At 71.1% G+C, this 18,406-nt stretch carries 12 protein-coding genes, 1 tRNA gene and 1 pseudogene; all 14 read left to right on the top strand.

The window, feature by feature from the left end:
- The first annotated feature begins 99 nt into the window (after positions 1-99).
- Positions 100-708 carry an NUDIX hydrolase gene (locus C6W10_RS21990; protein ID WP_234359212.1) on the top strand — a complete coding sequence of 203 codons (609 nt, stop codon included), beginning with the start codon at positions 100-102 and terminating at the stop codon, positions 706-708.
- A 345-nt stretch (positions 709-1,053) separates the two neighbouring features.
- Positions 1,054-2,169: an alanine dehydrogenase gene (gene ald / locus C6W10_RS21985; RefSeq protein WP_107260101.1), complete on the top strand. Its 1,116-nt coding sequence runs from the start codon at positions 1,054-1,056 to the stop codon at positions 2,167-2,169.
- 12 nt (positions 2,170-2,181) lie between these two features.
- Positions 2,182-3,174, top strand: coding sequence for a site-specific tyrosine recombinase XerD (locus C6W10_RS21980; RefSeq protein WP_107260100.1), 993 nt, complete (start codon positions 2,182-2,184; stop codon positions 3,172-3,174).
- Between the two features lie 246 nt (positions 3,175-3,420).
- On the top strand, positions 3,421-4,350 hold the full coding sequence (locus C6W10_RS21975) for a ParA family protein (RefSeq protein ID WP_101366633.1): 930 nt from the start codon (positions 3,421-3,423) through the stop codon (positions 4,348-4,350).
- A 232-nt stretch (positions 4,351-4,582) separates the two neighbouring features.
- A pseudogene (locus C6W10_RS21970) lies at positions 4,583-5,515 on the top strand (ScpA family protein); the annotation flags it as partial.
- A 29-nt stretch (positions 5,516-5,544) separates the two neighbouring features.
- Complete coding sequence (gene scpB, locus C6W10_RS21965) at positions 5,545-6,609, top strand: SMC-Scp complex subunit ScpB (RefSeq protein ID WP_107260098.1); 1,065 nt, start codon at positions 5,545-5,547, stop codon at positions 6,607-6,609.
- On the top strand, positions 6,596-7,345 hold the full coding sequence (locus tag C6W10_RS21960) for a pseudouridine synthase (protein WP_107260096.1): 750 nt from the start codon (positions 6,596-6,598) through the stop codon (positions 7,343-7,345). The genes scpB and C6W10_RS21960 overlap by 14 nt, the downstream gene beginning before the upstream one ends.
- Positions 7,346-7,635: 290 nt before the next feature.
- Positions 7,636-8,319: a (d)CMP kinase gene (cmk, locus tag C6W10_RS21955; protein WP_107260094.1), complete on the top strand. Its 684-nt coding sequence runs from the start codon at positions 7,636-7,638 to the stop codon at positions 8,317-8,319.
- A 103-nt stretch (positions 8,320-8,422) separates the two neighbouring features.
- Positions 8,423-9,826 (top strand): ribosome biogenesis GTPase Der, encoded by a 1,404-nt coding sequence (gene der, locus C6W10_RS21950; protein ID WP_107260092.1) that lies wholly within the window; start codon positions 8,423-8,425, stop codon positions 9,824-9,826.
- 278 nt (positions 9,827-10,104) lie between these two features.
- A tRNA-Pro gene (locus C6W10_RS21945) sits at positions 10,105-10,178 on the top strand.
- A 902-nt stretch (positions 10,179-11,080) separates the two neighbouring features.
- Positions 11,081-12,511 carry an extracellular solute-binding protein gene (locus tag C6W10_RS21935; RefSeq protein WP_107260090.1) on the top strand — a complete coding sequence of 477 codons (1,431 nt, stop codon included), beginning with the start codon at positions 11,081-11,083 and terminating at the stop codon, positions 12,509-12,511.
- A 35-nt stretch (positions 12,512-12,546) separates the two neighbouring features.
- The gene (locus tag C6W10_RS21930) at positions 12,547-14,526 is read left to right on the top strand and encodes an ABC transporter permease subunit (RefSeq protein ID WP_234361378.1); all 1,980 of its coding nucleotides are present in this window, start codon (positions 12,547-12,549) and stop codon (positions 14,524-14,526) included.
- 558 nt (positions 14,527-15,084) lie between these two features.
- Positions 15,085-17,166 carry a phosphate acetyltransferase gene (gene pta, locus C6W10_RS21925; RefSeq protein ID WP_107260086.1) on the top strand — a complete coding sequence of 694 codons (2,082 nt, stop codon included), beginning with the start codon at positions 15,085-15,087 and terminating at the stop codon, positions 17,164-17,166.
- A complete protein-coding gene (locus C6W10_RS21920) occupies positions 17,163-18,293 on the top strand; it encodes an acetate/propionate family kinase (RefSeq protein ID WP_107260084.1) in 1,131 nt (376 codons plus the stop codon). The genes pta and C6W10_RS21920 overlap by 4 nt, the downstream gene beginning before the upstream one ends.
- The last annotated feature ends 113 nt before the right edge of the window (positions 18,294-18,406 follow it).

Genomic DNA, 18,406 nt, shown 5'->3' with positions numbered 1-18,406 from the left:
CCGAGTCGGCCGACGCGGTCGGGCGCAACGGGCAGGTCCGGTCGGCGAAGGCGGGTTCGTCGTCGTGACCGGCGGTCCGTCCGGAGCGGCGGTGCGGGCGTGAACGGTCGGGCCGGCGGGCCGGACTACGAGGTACGCGAGCGGCGGGAACGGTTCCGGGGCAAGGTCTTCTCGGTGGTCACCGACCAGGTGGCGATGCCGGGCGGCCGGGTGGTGCCCCGGGACTACGTACGGCATGTCGGGGCGGTCGGTGTGCTCGCCCTGGACGAGCGGGGGCGGGCGGTGCTGATCCGGCAGTACCGCCACCCGCTGCGCCGGGTGATCTGGGAGCTGCCGGCCGGGTTGACCGACGTCGCCGGTGAGGCGCTGCCGACGGGCGCCCTGCGGGAACTGGCCGAGGAGGTGGACCTGGTCGCGGGCCGGCTCGACCTGCTGGTGGACGTGCACACCTCACCGGGGTATTCGGACGAGCTGATCCGGATCTTCCTGGCCCGGGAACTCTCCGAGGTGCCGTCGGAGCAGCGGCACGAGCGGCGGGACGAGGAGGCCGGGTTGGAGGTGATCCGGGTCGACCTGGACGAGGCGGTCTCGATGGTCCTGGCGGGTGAGATCACCAACGTGGCCTGTGTCGCCGGGGTCCTCGCGGCGGCCCGCTCCCGGGACCGGGGCTGGGCCGGGCTCCGCCCCGCCGACTCGCCGCTGCCCTGACCGACTCACCGCTGCCCTGACCGACTCGTCGTTGCCCTGACCGACTCGTTGTTGCCCTGACCGACTCGTTGTTGCCCTGACCGACTCGTTGTTGCCCTGACCGCCGCCCCGGACCGCCGCCCGCCCGGCGGTTCCGGCCCGGTTGCTGCCCGGTCCGCCGATTCGCCGCTCCGGCGTGGCTGACATACCGTCAAGGTTGCCGGTTACCCGCTGTCACAATGCTGGCTGCCGGTGCACCGCCCCGGTCCTAGACTTCCGCGGGCGGGACGGTGGACCGCGGTGGCAACGGAGCCACCGCGCGTCGCGCGGCCGGGGCCGACAGCCCCGGAGGAAGGTGTCGGAATCGTGAAGGTCGGAATTCCGCGCGAGGTCAAGAACCGCGAGTACCGGGTCGCCATCACCCCGGCCGGGGTGCACGAGTTCGTCCGTGCCGGCCACGAGGTGTACGTGGAGTCCGGCGCCGGGGCCGGCTCCTCCATCGCCGACGCCGAGTTCGCCGCCGCCGGGGCCACCATCCTCGGCGCCGCCGACGAGGTGTGGGGCGTCGCCGAACTGGTCCTGAAGGTCAAGGAGCCGATCGCCGAGGAGTACCACCGGATGCGCGAGGGGCAGGTGCTCTTCACCTACCTGCACCTGGCCGCCTCGAAGGAGTGCACCGACGCGCTGCTCGACCGGAAGGTGACCGGGATCGCGTACGAGACGGTCGAGCTGCCCGACCGGTCGCTGCCGCTGCTCGCCCCGATGTCCGAGGTCGCCGGCCGGCTCGCCCCGCAGGTGGGGGCGTACCACCTGATGCGCTCCGGCGGCGGGCGCGGCGTGCTGATGGGCGGCGTCTCCGGGGTGTACGCCGCCAAGACCGTGGTGATCGGGGCCGGGGTCTCCGGCCGGAACGCCGCCGCGATCGCGCTCGGCCTCCAGGCCGAGGTGCTGCTGCTGGACCGGGCGGTCGGGCAGCTCCGCCAGGCCGACGCCATCTACCGGGGCCACCTCCAGACGGTGGCCTCGAACACCTACGAGATCGAGCGGGCCGTCCTCGACGCCGACCTGGTGATCGGCGCGGTACTGGTGCCCGGTGCCAAGGCGCCGACGCTGATCAGCAACGAGCTGGTCTCCCGGATGAAGCCCGGCAGCGTGCTGGTGGACATCTCGATCGACCAGGGCGGCTGCTTCGAGGACTCCCGGCCGACCACCCACGACGACCCGGTCTACCCGGTGCACAACTCGCTCTTCTACTGCGTGGCGAACATGCCCGGCGCGGTGCCGCACACCAGCACGTACGCGCTGACCAACGTCACCCTGCCGTACGCCCTCGAACTGGCGAACCACGGCTGGCGGGAGGCGCTGCGCCGCGACCAGGCGCTCGCGCTCGGCCTGAACACCCACGCCGGCCAGGTCACCTACGGCCCGGTCGCCGAGGCGCACGGCATGGGCACCCTGCCGCTGGCCGACGTGCTCGGCTGAGCGGACACCCTGCTGAGCGGGCAGCCGCAGCCGGCCGGTGACGGGCCCGAACCGTCACCGGCGCTGCGTCGTGCGGTGCGCGGCTATCTCGACCACCTCACCGTCGAGCGCGGGCTGTCGACGAACACGCTCACGTCGTACCGGCGGGATCTGGAACGGTATCTGGCGACGCTGGCCGCCGGCGGGGTCGAGGACCTCGCGGCGGTCGGGCCGGCCGAGGTCGCCGCGCACGTGGCCCGGCTGCGGACCGGGGCGGACGGCCACCCGCCGCTGGCGGCGGCGTCGGCGGCCCGGGCCGCCAGCGCGGTCCGCGGCCTGCACCGGTTCGCGGTCCGGGAGGGGCTGGTCGGTCAGGACGCGAGCCGGGACGTACGCCCACCCGTCCCGCCCCGGCGGCTGCCCCGAGCGCTGGACGTCACCGAGGTGGTGCGGCTGCTGGAGACCGCCGGCGCGGTCGACGCCACCGGGCCCCGGGCCGCGCTGGAGCTGCGGGACCGGGCCCTGCTGGAATTCCTCTACGGCACCGGCGCGCGCATCTCCGAGGCGGTCGGCGCGGCGATCGACGACCTCGACCTGACCGACGGGTCGGTGCTGCTGCACGGCAAGGGCGGCCGGAGCCGGCTGGTGCCGGTCGGCGGATACGCCGCCGAGGCGGTGCGGGCCTACCTGGTCCGGGCCCGGCCGACGCTGGCCGCCGCCGGCCGGGGCGTGCCGACGCTCTTCCTCAACGCCCGGGGCGGGCCACTGTCCCGGCAGAGCGCCTGGACCATCCTGCGCCGGGCCGCCGCCCGGGCCGGACTGCCGGTGGACGGGCCGCAGGCGGTCTCCCCGCACACGCTGCGGCACTCGTACGCCACCCACCTGCTCGACGGGGGCGCCGACGTACGGGTGGTGCAGGAACTGCTCGGGCACGCCTCGGTGACCACCACCCAGGTGTACACGTTGGTCACTGTCGACCGGCTCCGCGAGGTGTACGCCACCGCACACCCCCGGGCGCGCGGCTGACCGGCCGATCCCGGTCGCTCCACCGGCGGGGTACTGTCGGGCGGCGGGTGCGATTCCGGTCGACCCGTGGTGGTCAGCGGCCGGTTCGACACGCCGAGACGGTGCCCACTACGGTGCTGCGACGTGGCGTAGAGTCGGGATCTGGCGCGGCCTCGTGAGGCGGCAATCGAGGTTCGCGGCGGCGCCGCACAGGACCACCGTTCGGCTCCGACGCCGGGCAGTCGTCGGGAGGGGGCGTACGAGGACATGGCTGGAAACGCTGACCGTGCCGAGGCGTGGACCTCAAGCCTGCGCGAGCAGCAGTCCGCCCTCGATCTCGGCGCCGAACTGGGCCCGGCCGACCCGGCCGCCTACACGATCCGCAAGCCGATCCCGGAACCGATGCCGACCGACCAGCACGGGCCGGCCCGGATCATCGCGATGGCCAACCAGAAGGGCGGGGTGGGCAAGACCACCACGACCATCAACCTCGGCGCCGCCCTCGCGGAATACGGCCGCCGCGTGCTGCTGGTCGACTTCGACCCGCAGGGGGCGCTCTCCGTCGGCCTCGGCGTCAACCCGCACAACCTCGACCTGTCGGTCTACAACCTGCTGATGCAGGACGACGTCACCGCCGAGGATGTGCTGATCAAGACGGATGTCGCCGGGCTGCACCTGCTGCCGGCCAACATCGACCTGTCGGCCGCCGAGATCCAGCTGGTCAACGAGGTCGCCCGGGAGATGGCGCTGGCCCGGGTGCTCAGGTCGATCCGCAAGGAATACGACTACGTCCTGATCGACTGCCAGCCGTCGCTGGGCCTGCTCGCCATCAACGCCCTCACCGTGGCCGACGGCGTGCTCATCCCGCTGGAGTGCGAGTTCTTCAGCCTGCGCGGCGTCGCCCTGCTGCTCGACACCATCGACAAGGTCCGCGAACGGCTCAACTTCGACCTGGAGCTGGAGGGGATCCTCGCCACCATGTACGACAGCCGCACCACGCACTGTCGTCAGGTGCTCCAGCGGGTGGTGGAGGCGTTCGGCGACAAGGTCTACCAGACCGTGATCACCAAGACGGTCAAGTTCCCCGAGTCCACGGTCGCGGGTGCGCCGATCACCACGCTCGATCCGGCCTCCTCCGGAGCCCGCAACTACCGCCAGCTCGCCCGAGAGGTGATCGCCGCGCAGGCCGAGCGGTAACAGGTGGGCGCCTCCGGCCGACGTCGGTCGGCGGTCTCTCGTTTCGTCTGTCTCTCTCGTTTCGTCTGTCTCTCGCGTTTCGTTTGTCCGGGCCCGGTTCGGTGCCCGCCGGGTCGAGGATCATCGGGTGAGTGACGGTACCGGGACGACGCTGACGGCTGACGGTCCGGAACCGGTGGACTACGGTCGTCGGGTGAGTTCCCCGCCCACCTCCCCGGCCGCGCCGGACCCGGTGCGTTCCGCGCCCGACCCACCGCCCTCCGTGGCGGACGCCCGGCCCGCCGTGCCGGCCGACGGCGACGGGGACCCCGCTCCGGCCGACCCGACCGCCGGGTCGGCGCCCGCCGAGGCCGAGGCGGCGGCCGGTTTCACCGTACGGCTGTCGAACTTCACCGGCCCGTTCGACCTGCTGCTACAGCTCATCGGCAAGCACAAGCTCGACGTGACCGAGGTCGCCCTGCACCGGGTCACCGACGAGTTCATCGCGTACATCCGGGCGATGGGGGACGACTGGGACCTCGACGAGGCGAGCGAGTTCCTCGTCATCGCCGCGACCCTGCTCGACCTCAAGGCCGCCCGGCTGCTGCCGGCCGCCCAGGTCGAGGACGAGGAGGACCTGGCCCTGCTGGAGGCCCGGGACCTGCTCTTCGCCCGGCTGTTGCAGTACAAGGCGTTCAAGGAGGCCGCCGGGCACATCGCCGAGCTGGAGGCGGTCGGCTCCCGCCGCTACCCCCGGGCCGTCGCCCTGGAGCCGAGGTACGCCGAGGCACTGCCGGACCTGGTGCTCGGGATCGGACCGGAGCGGCTCGCCGCGCTGGCGGTCAGGGCGATGACGCCGAAGAAGGCACCCGTGGTCTCCATCGACCACGTGCACATGGTCCGGGTCAGTGTCCGGGAACACGCCGCGCTGCTGCGCGACCGGCTCCGCCGGGCCGGTATCGCCACCTTCCGGGTACTCTGCGCCGACTGCGAGTCGACGCTGGAGGTGGTGGCCCGGTTCCTGGCCCTGCTGGAGCTGTACCGCGAGGGGCTGGTCGGCTTCGCCCAGGTGGAGGCGCTCGGCGAACTCACCGTACGGTGGACCGGTCCCGAGGACGGCGGCGCCGAACTCGACATCGACGAGTACGCGGGTGCGCCGGCACCGCCGGACCGCCCCGCCGGGGCGACCGGGGACGAGACGCAGGAGGAAACGCGGTGACCAGCGAAAAGCGGCCCGACTCGCTGGCCGAACAGGCGGCGGCCTGGGTGCCACCCTGGGAGCGGCCGACCGGGACCGCGTCCCCGGAGGCTCCGGTCGAGTCCTCGGCCACCGAACCTGCTGCCGAGTCCTCTGCCGAACCTGCCTCCGAACCTGCTGCCGAGTCCTCTGCCGAAGCTGCCTTCGAACCTGCTGCCGAGTCCTCTGCCGAAGCTGCCTTCGAACCTGCTGCCGAATCCTCTGCCGAGACTTCTGCCGACTCCGCCGGCACCTCCGTCGAGTCTTCTGCCGAGCCTTCCGTCGAGCCTCTTGCGGAGTCTTCTGCTTTTCGCGCCGAGGACCGGGAGTCCGCGTCGGCTGAGGAACGCCCGCAGCCGTCGGTTCGGGCGGCCGTGGCGGAACCGGACGAGGCGGTGGGCGTACCCGAGGATGCCGCAGCGGAGGCGGAGGGTGCGCCGGCGGCGGCGCCGAAGCCCGGCGGGGCCGGCCGGCAGGCCGCGACGCTGGCCCTGATCGACGAGGACGAGCTGCGCGGGGCCCTGGAGGCCATCCTGCTGGTGGTGGACGAGCCGGTCACCGAGATCCTGCTGGCCCAGGTGCTGGAACAGCCGACCGAGCGGGTCGCCGCGATGCTGGACCGGTTGTCCGGCGACTACACGGCGGCCGGGCACGGTTTCGAGTTGCGTCGGGCGGCGGGTGGCTGGCGGCTCTACACCCGGCCGGAATACGCGGCCTACGTCGAGCGGTTCGTGTTGGACGGGCAGTCCGTCCGGCTCACCCAGGCGGCGCTGGAGACCCTCGCCGTGGTCGCCTACAAGCAGCCGGTGACCAGGTCACGGATCTCGGCCATCCGGGGTGTCAACTGCGACGGGGTGATCCGTACCCTGGTCACTCGCGGCCTGGTGGAGGAGTGCGGCACCGAACCGGAGAGCGGCGCGTTCCTGTACCGGACGACGACGCTGTTCCTGGAGAAACTCGGTCTGGACACCGTCGCCCAGCTACCGCCGCTGGCCCCGTTCCTGCCCGACGACGTGGAAGAGATAGCCGATGCCCCGCGATGACAATCCCGATGCCCCCGGCGTGGAGCGCCTACAGAAGGTGCTCGCCGCGGCCGGCGTCGGCTCCCGGCGTGCCTGCGAGGACCTGATCTTCCGGCGCCGGGTCACCGTCGACGGGCGGGTCGCGCAGCTCGGCGACAAGGTCGACCCGGCCACCGCCGTCATCCACGTCGACGGTGAGCGGCTCGTCACCGACACCCGGCTGGTCTACCTGGCGATGAACAAGCCGCGCGGCGTGGTCTCGACGATGGCAGACGAGAAGGGGCGTACCGCGCTGGCCGACTTCCTCGGCCGGGTGGAGGAGCGGGTCTACCACGTCGGTCGGCTCGACGCCGACAGCGAGGGACTGCTGCTGCTGACCAACGACGGCACGCTGGCGCACCGGCTGATGCACCCGTCGTACGGGGTGCCGAAGACCTATCTCTGCGAGGTGGCGGGGCCACTGTCCCGCAGCGCCGGCCGGCGGCTGAAGGCCGGGGTGGAACTCTCCGACGGCATCGCCCGGGTGGACGAGTTCCGCCTCGTGGACACGCTGGGACGTACGGCCCAGGTGGAGCTGACCCTGCACGAAGGGCGCAAGCACATCGTCCGACGGCTGCTGGAGGAGGTCGGGCACCCGGTTTCCCGGCTGATCCGTACCGCCATCGGTCCGATCCGGCTCGGGGACCTGCGGCCCGGCCGTAACCGCCGGTTGACCAACGCCGAGATCGCCGCGCTCTTCAAGGCGGTGGGCGACTGATCCCGGTCGCCCGGCTCTGACCCTGGTTGATCCGGGGGCGGGGAGGCGGCGCTGACCGTCGTCGCCCGGCGCCGCGTCCGCGTCCGCGGCCCGGGGCGGCGCCACGGCTGCGGCCCCGAGGGCCGCTGCGGCTGCGGCCGGGGGCGCCGCCGCGTCCGGTGTCGGGCGCGGGCCGGTACGGCGGACGGGGCATGATGGACAGCGACACGCGGCGGGGCCGCCACGGCCGGCCGCCCGCGAAACTCGGCAGTGCCGGGCGTATCGCCCAGGGGATCGGTGGAGGAGGAACGGTGGCGGAAAAGGTACGGACCGGGCGATGTGTGGTTGCCGTGGACGGCCCGTCCGGTTCGGGGAAGTCCACCGTCTCCCGTCGGCTGGCGAACGCGCTCGGTGCCCGATACCTCGACACCGGAGCGATGTACCGGGCCGTCACCTGGGCGGTGCTGCGCTCCGGGGTCGACCCGCAGGATGCCGAGGCGGTGGCGAAGGTGGCGGGGGAGACCGACCTGAAGATCGGGGTGGACCCCGAGGCGCCCAGCGTGACCGCCGACGGCGTCGCCGTCGACCGGGAGATCCGCGGCGCCGAGGTGACGTCGGCGGTCTCGGCGGTGTCGGCCGTGCCCGCCGTACGCGAACTGCTCGTCGCGCAGCAGCGCGAGATGATCGCCGCAGCCGGCCGGATCGTGGTGGAGGGCCGGGACATCGGCACGGTGGTGGCGCCCGACGCCGACCTCAAGGTCTACCTGACCGCGTCGGCCGAGGCGCGGGCGCAGCGGCGCAGCGCGGAGAACGCCGCCGATCCCACCGCCACCGCCGCCGACCTGGCCCGACGGGACCGGCTCGACTCCACCCGGGCCGCGGACCCGCTGCGGCAGGCCCCGGACGCCGTGGTGCTGGACACCACCGCCCTGGGCATCGACGAGGTCGTCGCACGGCTGCACGAGCTGCTCACCGAGCGGCGGCCCGCCCGGTGAACCGGCGGATCGGCGGGATCGGTGAGTTGGTGGACGACCGGGGTAGCACCCGGCGGGGCGACACCGTCATGGTGCGCGCCGATGGTGCGGTTGAGGAGGCGGCGTGAGCGCGGGGGATGGCTGGATCGAGCTGCGGGAGCCGGACGTCGACGAGGGTGAGCCGACCGGCCCGGTGCCGGTGGTGGCCGTGGTCGGCCGGCCCAACGTCGGCAAGTCGACGCTGGTGAACCGGATCATCGGCCGCCGGCAGGCGGTGGTGGAGGACACGCCCGGGGTGACCCGGGACCGGGTCCCGTACGACGCCCAGTGGTCGGGACGGCAGTTCACGGTGGTCGACACCGGCGGCTGGGAGCCGGACGCGAAGGACCGGGCCGCCGCGATCGCCGCCCAGGCCGAGAACGCCGTCGCCACCGCCGACGTGGTGCTGTTCGTGGTCGATGCCACGGTCGGGGCGACCGACGTCGACGAGGCTGCCGTACGCATGCTCCGGCGCAGCGCCAAGCCGGTGCTGCTGGTTGCCAACAAGGCCGACAACACGGCCGTGGAACTCGAGGCCACCTCGCTGTGGTCGCTCGGGCTGGGCGAGCCGCGGCCCGTCTCGGCGCTGCACGGCCGGGGCTCCGGCGACCTGCTCGACGCGATCCTGGAGGCGCTGCCGGACGCGCCGCCGATCAGCGAGGCGGGCCCGCGCGGCCCGCGCCGGGTGGCCCTGGTCGGCCGCCCCAACGTCGGCAAGTCCAGCCTGCTCAACCGGCTCGCCAAGGAGGAGCGGGCGGTCGTCGACTCGGTCGCCGGCACCACCGTCGACCCGGTCGACAGCCTGGTCGAGATCGGCGGCGAGGTCTGGCAGCTGGTGGACACCGCCGGGCTGCGCAAGCGAGTCGGCAAGGCCAGCGGTACGGAGTACTACGCGAGCCTGCGTACCGCCGCCGCGATCGAGGCGGCCGAGGTGGCCGTGGTACTGCTCGACGCCAGTGAGCCGATCAGCGAGCAGGACCAGCGGATCCTCACCACCGTCACCGAGACCGGCCGGGCGCTGGTGATCGCCTTCAACAAGTGGGACCTGGTCGACGCGGACCGCCGCTACTACCTGGACAAGGAGATCGAGCGGGAGCTGCGCCGGATTCCCTGGGCGATCCGGATCAACGTCTCGGCGAAGACCGGACGGGCGGTGGACAAGCTCGCCCCGGCGTTGCGTACCGCCCTGGCGAGCTGGGAGACCCGGGTCCCGACCGGGCAGCTGAACCAGTGGCTCACCGCCCTGGTGCAGGCGACACCGCACCCGGTGCGGGGTGGCCGGGCGCCTCGGGTGCTCTTCGCCACCCAGGCGGGTACCTGCCCGCCCCGGTTCGTGCTCTTCACCACCGGCCCGCTGGACGCCGGATACCAGCGCTTCGTCGAGCGGAAGCTCCGCGAGGAGTTCGGCTTCGAGGGCAGTCCGGTGGAGGTCTCGGTACGTCCTCGGAAGAAGGTCGGTGCCGGCGGGCGGGGCAAGCCGCACGGCTGAGCCGGTACGCCGGGTTACCAAGCTCGATGATTCTCCGACCCGTCCGGTTCACTCCGAACCGGACGGGTCGACCTTCTGCCTGATTCGGGTTCGACGTGTTGTCGTCGTCTTCGTCTTCGCCTCCGGAGAATGACCTATCTTCCTAGGACGGCGTAGGGGGTGTGAGGGGTGCGGTGGAACGTGAAGGAGGGGCGACGGGGGACGGTGGGCCGCTGCACGTACGAAACGGTCCTGCGCTACGCTGTACCGGCTGTCGCACGGCGCAGGTCGGGCGGGAGCGGGACGTGGCGCAGTTTGGTAGCGCACTTGACTGGGGGTCAAGGGGTCGTCGGTTCGAATCCGGCCGTCCCGACAGACAGAAAGCCCTGACCAGCGGAAACGTTGGTCAGGGCTTTAAGCTTGTCTATGAGGTTTTGAACCGTCCCCCGAAAACCTCCCATCTACGGGTGTCGCAACCGGCTCTGTCAAACGAACGGCCCTGTCTCACATTCGGTGGTGACGGAGGGTGGCGAGGCGTCGCTGATTCCTGCTCGACCAGCAGCCGCTCGAACGGCCTGGAGGCGAAGCCCTTCTCCCTGATCAGCAGGATCCTGTCGTGCTCGGCGACCACCCCGGCCTCCACCTCCAGCATCGCCGCGAGGACCTCGCGTTCGCCGATCTTCGGCTGGCCAGGGCCCACAAGATCGGCATCCTGATCGCAGCCTGGGCCCGACGACGAACGTGCTCGGCGTCGAGGTTCCCGGGCGCGACCCATGCTGCCCTGGCGCCCGTCGAGGATCGACCAGGTCCGGCAGTGCGGTGGGCTTCGGCACCCAGCGTCTGCCGGGACGGGCGCGTGCGCGGGGGACGGATGCTGACTTCGACGCCACAACGATGCGCATGACCGTCCTCAATGGCGCAGCCCTCGGGGAAACGTGGAATCGCTGGATCGCCTCATTGATGGCGACAAATGGTATTGATCCCTCGATTCCGCTCGACCCCTAGGCGCCACTTACCACAATGTGTAAGGTGAGCGCACCGCCGGACAGGCCGACATCCCGGACCGGCGGCGCGGTTGTCTGGGGGGCAAGTCGGGGAGAGTCCCGCCGCGTACCGGGGGCAATTTTCCGATGACTGCGCGGCAGGGACGGGCTGCGACCACTCGATCGGGCGATCCGTCCTCGTGAGTGGTTCGCGGTGTCCACAGCGGAGGCGTGACGCTTCTCGGCCCCCTTCGACGTATAGCGGTGAGGTGAGACGAAGGAGGCAATAGCCATGGAGGACAACCCATTGCGATCCCGGCGCGGCTTTCTGGGAATGGGGGTGGGGCTGCTCGGCGCGGCCGGTCTGGCCGCGTGTGGGGACACTTCACCGTCGACCCCCCAGGTGCAGGCCGAGGTCCCGAAGGAGCTGATCGACGCTGCGGCATCGTTGAAGGGCTCCTCGATGGGCATGCTGTCGCAGAAGCTGTACTCGGAGGCGGCGAACGCCGCGCTCGACAGCTCCATCAAGAAGTTCGCCGACACCACCGGTACGAAGATCGACAACAGTCTGGTCCAGGCCGACGCCGGAGACGTGGTGGCCAAGATCCACGCCGAGGTTGAGGGTGGCGTGGCTCGGGACCTCGCGTTCATGACCGACTCGCGGTTCGTCGCGCAGTTTCAGGCCCTCGGCGACCTGGAGGACGTGACGGACGTCGTCCAGGCGCTGACGGCCAAGTACGGCGAGCCCACCGCGGAGTCCAAGAACTTCTGCGTCTTCGACGGCAAGTGGTTCGCCATCCCCTACCACTTCATCGGGATCGGCTCGTTCCTGCGCAAGGACTGGATGCAGGACAAGGGCATCACGCCCAAGGACATCTACAGCTGGGAGGAACTGCGAGACCTGTGCCTGGCCATCTCCGATCCGTCCAAGCGCCGGTTCGGCTGGGGCATGACCGTGAACCGGTCCGGTGACGCGAACGGCATGATCGAGGCGCTGATCAACTCGTACGGCGGGTCGATCGCCTCCAACGACGGCCGGAAGGTCACGTTCAACTCGCCGGAGACGGTGCAGGCGGTGACCTTCCTCGGCGACATCTACACCAATCCCAAGTACAAGCCGATGTTGCCGCCGGGGGTGGCCGCCTGGACCGACTCCAGCAACAACGAGAACTGGCTCGCCGGGATCCTCGGCTACACCCGCAACCAGCTCAGCGTCTACGCGGACTCCAAGACCAAGAAGAATCCCGTCTACGACAAGACCCACGTCTTCGCCGACTGCATCGGACCGGCCACCGACAACCCGCTGCTGCTCGGCCAGTCCCAGGCCTTCGTCATCTTCAAGGGCGCCAAGAACGCCGCACTCGCCAAGCTCCTGGCGCAGTACCTGGTGACTGCGCCCGCGCTGCTCGGGGTGGCGAAGGAAGCGCCCGGCCTGGCGCTGCCCGCCTGGCAGAAGGTCTGGGACGCCGACCCGTTCTTCACCAGCGGTGACCCGGCGTTCCCCATCATGCGCAAGATCACCGAGCTGTCACTGCCGCTGACCACCAAGAACGGCCTGAACTTTCCGCAGAAGGCCAGCGCGGGCCAGCAGGCCGCCGTCGGTGCCTACGTGCTCACCGACATGATGCAGCAGGTCATCCAGGGCACGGCGCCCGCGCAGGCCGTGCAGGCCGCCCACGCCAAGATGGTGCAGATCTTCAACCAGCAGGGGCTGCCGCAGTGACGTCGGTCCGTCCAGCACCGGCCCCGGCGACGAAGGTGTCCTCGCCGCCGGGGCACGGCACTCTCAGCACGACCCAGCGGCGGCTGGGTCGTGACTGGCGGCTGGCGGCGCTGTTCCTGGCGCCCACCGCCGTACTGGTCGGCGGGCTCGTGCTCGTGCCGATCGCCTGGTCGATCGTCACCAGCACGACGGAACGGCACGGGCAGCAGAGCGTGTTCGTCGGGCTGGCCAACTACGTCACACTCGCCAGCGACGACCAGTTCCGCACCGGCGTGGTGAACTCGTTCGTCTTCACCGCGTACGCCGAGGTCTTCAAGGTGGTGCTCGGGCTGTCCGCGGCCCTGCTGCTGCACCATCTGCGCCGCGGGCGGGCGGTGTTGGCCGGGCTGCTCCTGTTGCCGTGGGTGGTGCCGACGGTGGTCACGGCGTTCAGCTGGCGCTCGCTGCTCGATCCGATCTTCGGCAGCGTCAACATGCTGCTCACCGAGTCGGGGATCGGGCCGCTGCTGGCCAAGGCGCACCTGGTCGACACCTGGCCGGCAGGCTGGCTGTCCGAGGCGTCGCTGGCCATGCCATCGGTGATCCTCGTCAACGTGTGGAAAGGGGTGCCGTTCTTCACCGTCGCGTTCCTGGCGGGGCTGAAGGCCATCCCGGCGGACCTGTACGAGGCCGCGACCGTCGACGGCGCCTCGTCGTTGCAGCGCTTCCTCCACGTGACGCTGCCCGGGCTGCGCCATGTGATCACCGTGACGGTGACCCTGTCCTCGATCTGGACGTTCAACAACTTCGACCTCATCTGGTTGCTGACGCAGGGCGGCCCGGGCAACGCGACCGCGCCGTATGTGCTGGTCGCCTACTCCAAGGCGATCCTGCAACTCCAGTACGGTGCGGGGGCAGCCGTCACGCTCGTGATGCTGCCGGTCATCGGCGTGCTGGTGTTCGTCCTGGTCCGGTTGTTGCGTCGGGACGCCGGCAACGGGCTGCCCCGACGTGTCCGCACGGCGTGGAAGGCGGAGAAGGCGCGGAAGGCGCTGCCGTGGGTCGTCGCCCTGGTGCTCACCGGTCTGCTGGCCTGGGCGTCGCCACACATCGTCTGGAAGGCGGCGGTGGTCCTCGGGGTGATACTGCTGATCGCGGCGGCGGTCGGCCGGGTGGTGTCGGCACTCCAGACCTGGGGACGTCGCCGGGCGTCGTCGGTGGCGTCGCGCCTGGCGTCCGGTGTCGCGCTGGCCGGGTTGCTGCTCTTCGTCCTGGCCCCGCTGTACTGGATCGCCGTCACGGCATTCAAGTCCGAGGGTCAGATCGTCATGCGCGAGCACGACCTGTGGCCGACGCCCTGGACCTTGCAGCAGTTCACCGACCTCTTCGCCACCAAGCCCTTCGGCCGCTGGTACCTCAACACCGTGCTGGTGTCCGCGGCGTCCACCGCGGTGGCACTGGTCTGCGCCGCCCTGGCGGGCTACGCGTTGGCCCGGCTGCGTTTCCGCGGTGCACAGAGTTTCACCGTCACGGTGTTGATCACCTACGTGATGCCGGGTGCGCTGCTGTTCATCCCGCTGTACCAGCTGCTCATCGGGATGCGGCTCACCGACTCGCTGTGGTCGCTGGTGGTGACGTACCCGACCTTCACGCTTCCGTTCGCCACCTGGCTGCTGGTGGGGTACTTCTCGTCGATCCCCATCGAGTTGGAGGAGGCCGCGCTGGTCGACGGCTGCACCCGCCTCCAGGCCTTCGGTCGGGTGGTGCTGCCGCTGGCCAAGCCGGGACTGCTGGCGGTCGCGCTGTTCACCCTGACCAACGCCTGGAACGAGTTCCTCTTCGCCTTCGTGTTCATCACCAAGGACGAGTACAAGACGCTCCCGGTGGGGATGCAGTCCATGATCACCGGGGACGTCGTGCCGCAGGGGCAGCTTGCTGCGGCGTCACTGCTGGTCAGCATCCCCGTGGTGATCATGTACGCCTTCGGGCAGCGCTTCCTGACCGAGGGACTCACCGCGGGGGCGGTGAAGGGCTGACCTGGGATGGCCGGATCTCTCGGGCGACATGGATCCCGTACCGGACGGGTTACGCATGTGTCGCGCTCGGCATCCCGGCGATCGCGGTCGAGAGGCGATAGCGGGGGAGTCTGCGGGCCACCCGACGCAGGTTCGTGCGCGGTTGCCGTGCCGTCGTCCCACGGCACGGCAACCGCGCACCGTGCACCGTGCTGGTCCGACCCGGTCCCGGCGGACACCCCGGAGCAGCGCCGCACCGGGCCGCCGGTGCGAGGAGCCGTGGCCGGAATGATCATCGGGCCCTCGGTGACGTCAGAACCGGGGCGGGGATGGCCGGTTGGCGCCGAGACGGGGTCAACATGTCCTGGTCGGGGAAGGATAGGTGCGAGGATCTCGTCGATCAGGAGGGGACATCATGAACGGGTCCACGGCTGGCTACCGTGACCGGTGCCTTCGTGAGAGCGGCCAGCGAGCACGGAGATGATTGACCCTTCCACCCAAACGTGCCGGCCGGACGGCGGATTCCGGACGACGTCGCCGACATCGCCCTGTGGGCCCGTACCGGAGGTCAGGTGAGCTGTGGCTCCGAGTGTGTACGTCGCCGGACTCGGCCCGGGTGCGGGCAAGGCCACCGTGGCGCTGGGCCTGGCCGAGTCGCTGTCGCGACGGGTGGCCTCGCTGGGCCTCTTCCGGCCGGTGGTGCCCGCATCCTGGGAAGATCCGGTGCTCGCGCTGCTGATCGCCCGATATCCGATCGCCGCCGGCTATCCCGACTCGTACGGCGTGACGAGCAGCCAAGCGGCCACCCTGGCGGCGGAGGGGCGTCAGGAGGAGCTGATCGGCCGGATCGTCGAGCGCTACCGGGAGTTGGAGCGCCGCTGCGCCGCCGTGGTCGTCGTCGGCGGCGACGTGGCCACCCGAGATGATGGGACGCCGAGTGGGCCCGACCGGCTGCTCGCCTTCCACGCCCGGCTCGCCACCGAGTTCGGCAGTCTGGTCGTTCCGGTGGTGGACGGCCTGGACCAGCCGCCCGAGGTGGTCGCTACGGCGGCGCGGACGGCGTACCACGACGTCGTCGAGGCGGGCGCCACGGTTCTGGCGGTGATCGCCAACCGGGTGCCGGCGGGTACGTCCGCGCCGGCCGGGCTGCCGGTGCCGGCGTACGCGATCCCCGAGACACCGGCTGTCTCGGCGCCGACCGTGGCAGAGGTGGCGGCGGCGCTCGACGCCACCGTCCTGTCCGGCGATCCCGACGCGCTGGACCGCGACGTGCTGGACGTCGTGGTCGGTGCCGCGCACGTGCCGGTACTGCTCGACCATCTCACCGACGGCTGCCTCATGATCACCCCCGGGGACCGGGCCGACCTGCTCGTCGCGGCCAGCGCGGCGCACGCTGCCGGGGTCGTCGCTCTCTCCGGCCTGGTACTCACCCTCGGCGAGCAGCCCGACGCACGGGCGATGCGGGTGATCGATCGGCTGCACACCGGGCTGCCCGTACTCGTCACGAAGAGCGACAGCTACCAGACGGTTGGTGTGGTCGGCCGGCTCGAAGGCCGACTCGCCATCACCGCACCCCGCAAGGTCCAGGCGGCGCTCGGTGCCTTCGAGGCCCACGTCGACATGATCGAACTGTCCCGCCGCATGGAGGTGACCCGCTCCCACCGGGTCACGCCCCTGATGTTCGAGAACGGCCTCATCGACCGGGCTCAGACACAGCGTCGACACCTCGTCCTACCCGAGGGTGGGGTGAAACGGATCCTGCGGGCGGCGGAGACGGTCCTCCGCCGGGGCGTCGCCGAGCTGACGCTGCTGGGCGACCCATCCGAGATCAGCCGGCGGGCGAACGAACTAGGCGTCGACATCACCGCGGCAAGGCTGGTCGACCCCGAGAGCAGCGCCTGGCGCGCCGACTTCGCCGCCCGCTACGCGCAGCTGCGCCGGCACCGCGGGATGCCGCTGGAGCTGGCGCACGACGTGGTGCGCGATGTCAACTACTTCGGCACGCTCATGGTCGAGGCCGGGCTGGCCGACGGCATGGTGTCCGGAGCGACGCACACGACCGCGGCGACGATCCGACCCGCGTTCGAGATCATCAAGACCGAACCGGGCGTATCGGTCGCCTCCAGCGTCTTCTTCATGCTGCTCGCCGACCGGGTCCTGGTGTACGCCGACTGCGCGGTCAACCCTGATCCGGACGCGACCCAGCTCGCCGACATCGCGCTGTCCAGTGCCGATACCGCCGCCCGGTTCGGGATCGAACCCGTGCTGGCCATGCTCTCCTACGCCACCGGCACGTCTGGCGTCGGCGCGGACGTGGACAAGGTCGCCCAGGCCACGGCGATCGTCCGGGCCCGCCGGCCGGATCTGCCGGTGGAGGGTCCGATTCAGTACGATGCCGCCGTCGACCCGGTGGTCGCGGCGGCGAAACTTCCGGGCAGCCCGGTCGCCGGGCATGCCACCGTGCTGGTCTTTCCGGACCTCAACACAGGGAACAACACGTACAAGGCGGTGCAGCGGTCGGCGGGGGCGGTCGCGGTCGGCCCGATCCTGCAAGGGTTGCGCCGGCCGGTCAACGACCTGTCCCGCGGCGCGACGGTGAAGGACATCGTCAACACGATCGCCATCACCGCGATCCAGGCAGCCGGAAGGGGATCTGCGTGACGAGGGTGCTCGTGGTCAACTGCGGGTCGTCGTCACTGAAGTACCGGCTCTTCGACGGTAGCCGGATCGTCAGGCGGGGGCTGGTGGAGCGGATCGGCGAGCCCGACGGTGGTGCACCGGACCACTCGACGGCCCTGCGTGACGCGTTGGCCGGACTGGACCTGGCGAACCTGGACGTCGTCGGCCACCGCGTCGTGCACGGTGGCACCGAGTTCACCGGGCCGACCCTCGTCGATGACGCTGTCGTGGCGGCCATCGAACGGTTGATTCCGCTGGCGCCGCTGCACAATCCCGCCAATCTGACCGGGATCGCGGTGGCCCGCCAACTGCTGCCGGACGTGCCGCAGGTCGCGGTCTTCGACACCGCTTTCCACACCACGATGCCCCCGGAAGCGGCGACCTACGCGCTGGACAGTGACCTGGCAGGTCGGCTGGGTGTACGCCGCTACGGCTTCCACGGCACGTCACACGCGTACGTGGCCCGGCGTACGGCGGATCTGCTGGGGCGCCGGCCGGACCAACTCGACCTGATCACGCTGCACCTGGGCAACGGGGCGAGCGCCTGCGCGGTCTCCGCTGGCCGCAGCGTCGCCACCTCGATGGGAATGTCGCCGCTGGCCGGCCTGGTGATGGGCACCCGCAGCGGTGACCTGGACCCGGCGGTGATGTTCCACCTGCACCGGGTCGGTGGCCTGTCCGTACCGGAGATCGACGAGTTGCTCAATCACCGCGGCGGCCTGCTCGGGCTGACCGGCGACAACGACATGCGGGCCGTACTGCGGCGCCGGGCGGCCGGCGATCCCGCCGCAACCCTCGCCTTCGACGTCTACTCCCGGCGCATCACCGAGTACGTTGGCGCCTACCTCGCCGTCCTCGGCCGGCTGGACGCCATCACCTTCACCGGCGGCGTCGGCGAGCACGCCGTCGAGGTCCGCGCCGCTGCGTTGGCCGGGCTGGCGGGTCTGGGCATCGTCGTCGATCCGGCACGCAACGAACGCGGCGAGCAGATCATCTCCGCACCGGACGCACCCGTCTCGGTGTGTGTCGTCGCGACCGACGAGGAGCGGGAGATCGCCGACCAGGCGTTGGCGGTGCTCTCCGGGCGCCCGCCCCTGTCGAGCCCGTAACTCCGGATGGCCCCTCGTGGCACGGCTTCGACGTCCTCGACGACGGCTCCCTGAAACTGGTCAGCACCACGACCGGCCTACCGCAAGCAACAAGCGACGGCGGCATCCTCAAC

Source organism: Plantactinospora sp. BB1, from assembly GCF_003030385.1.
Taxonomy (GTDB): domain Bacteria; phylum Actinomycetota; class Actinomycetes; order Mycobacteriales; family Micromonosporaceae; genus Plantactinospora.
The sequence above is the reverse complement of the archived record's forward strand: the minus strand, read 5'-3'. Positions and strand labels throughout refer to the sequence as shown.

Bases quoted from the DNA above. Each gene is read 5' to 3' on its own strand.
- C6W10_RS21975 (WP_101366633.1), top strand. From the start codon at position 3,421: ATGGCTGGAAACGCTGACCGTGCCGAGGCGTGGACCTCAAGCCTGCGC.
- C6W10_RS21960 (WP_107260096.1), top strand. From the start codon at position 6,596: ATGCCCCGCGATGACAATCCCGATGCCCCCGGCGTGGAGCGCCTACAG.
- C6W10_RS21935 (WP_107260090.1), top strand. From the start codon at position 11,081: ATGGAGGACAACCCATTGCGATCCCGGCGCGGCTTTCTGGGAATGGGG.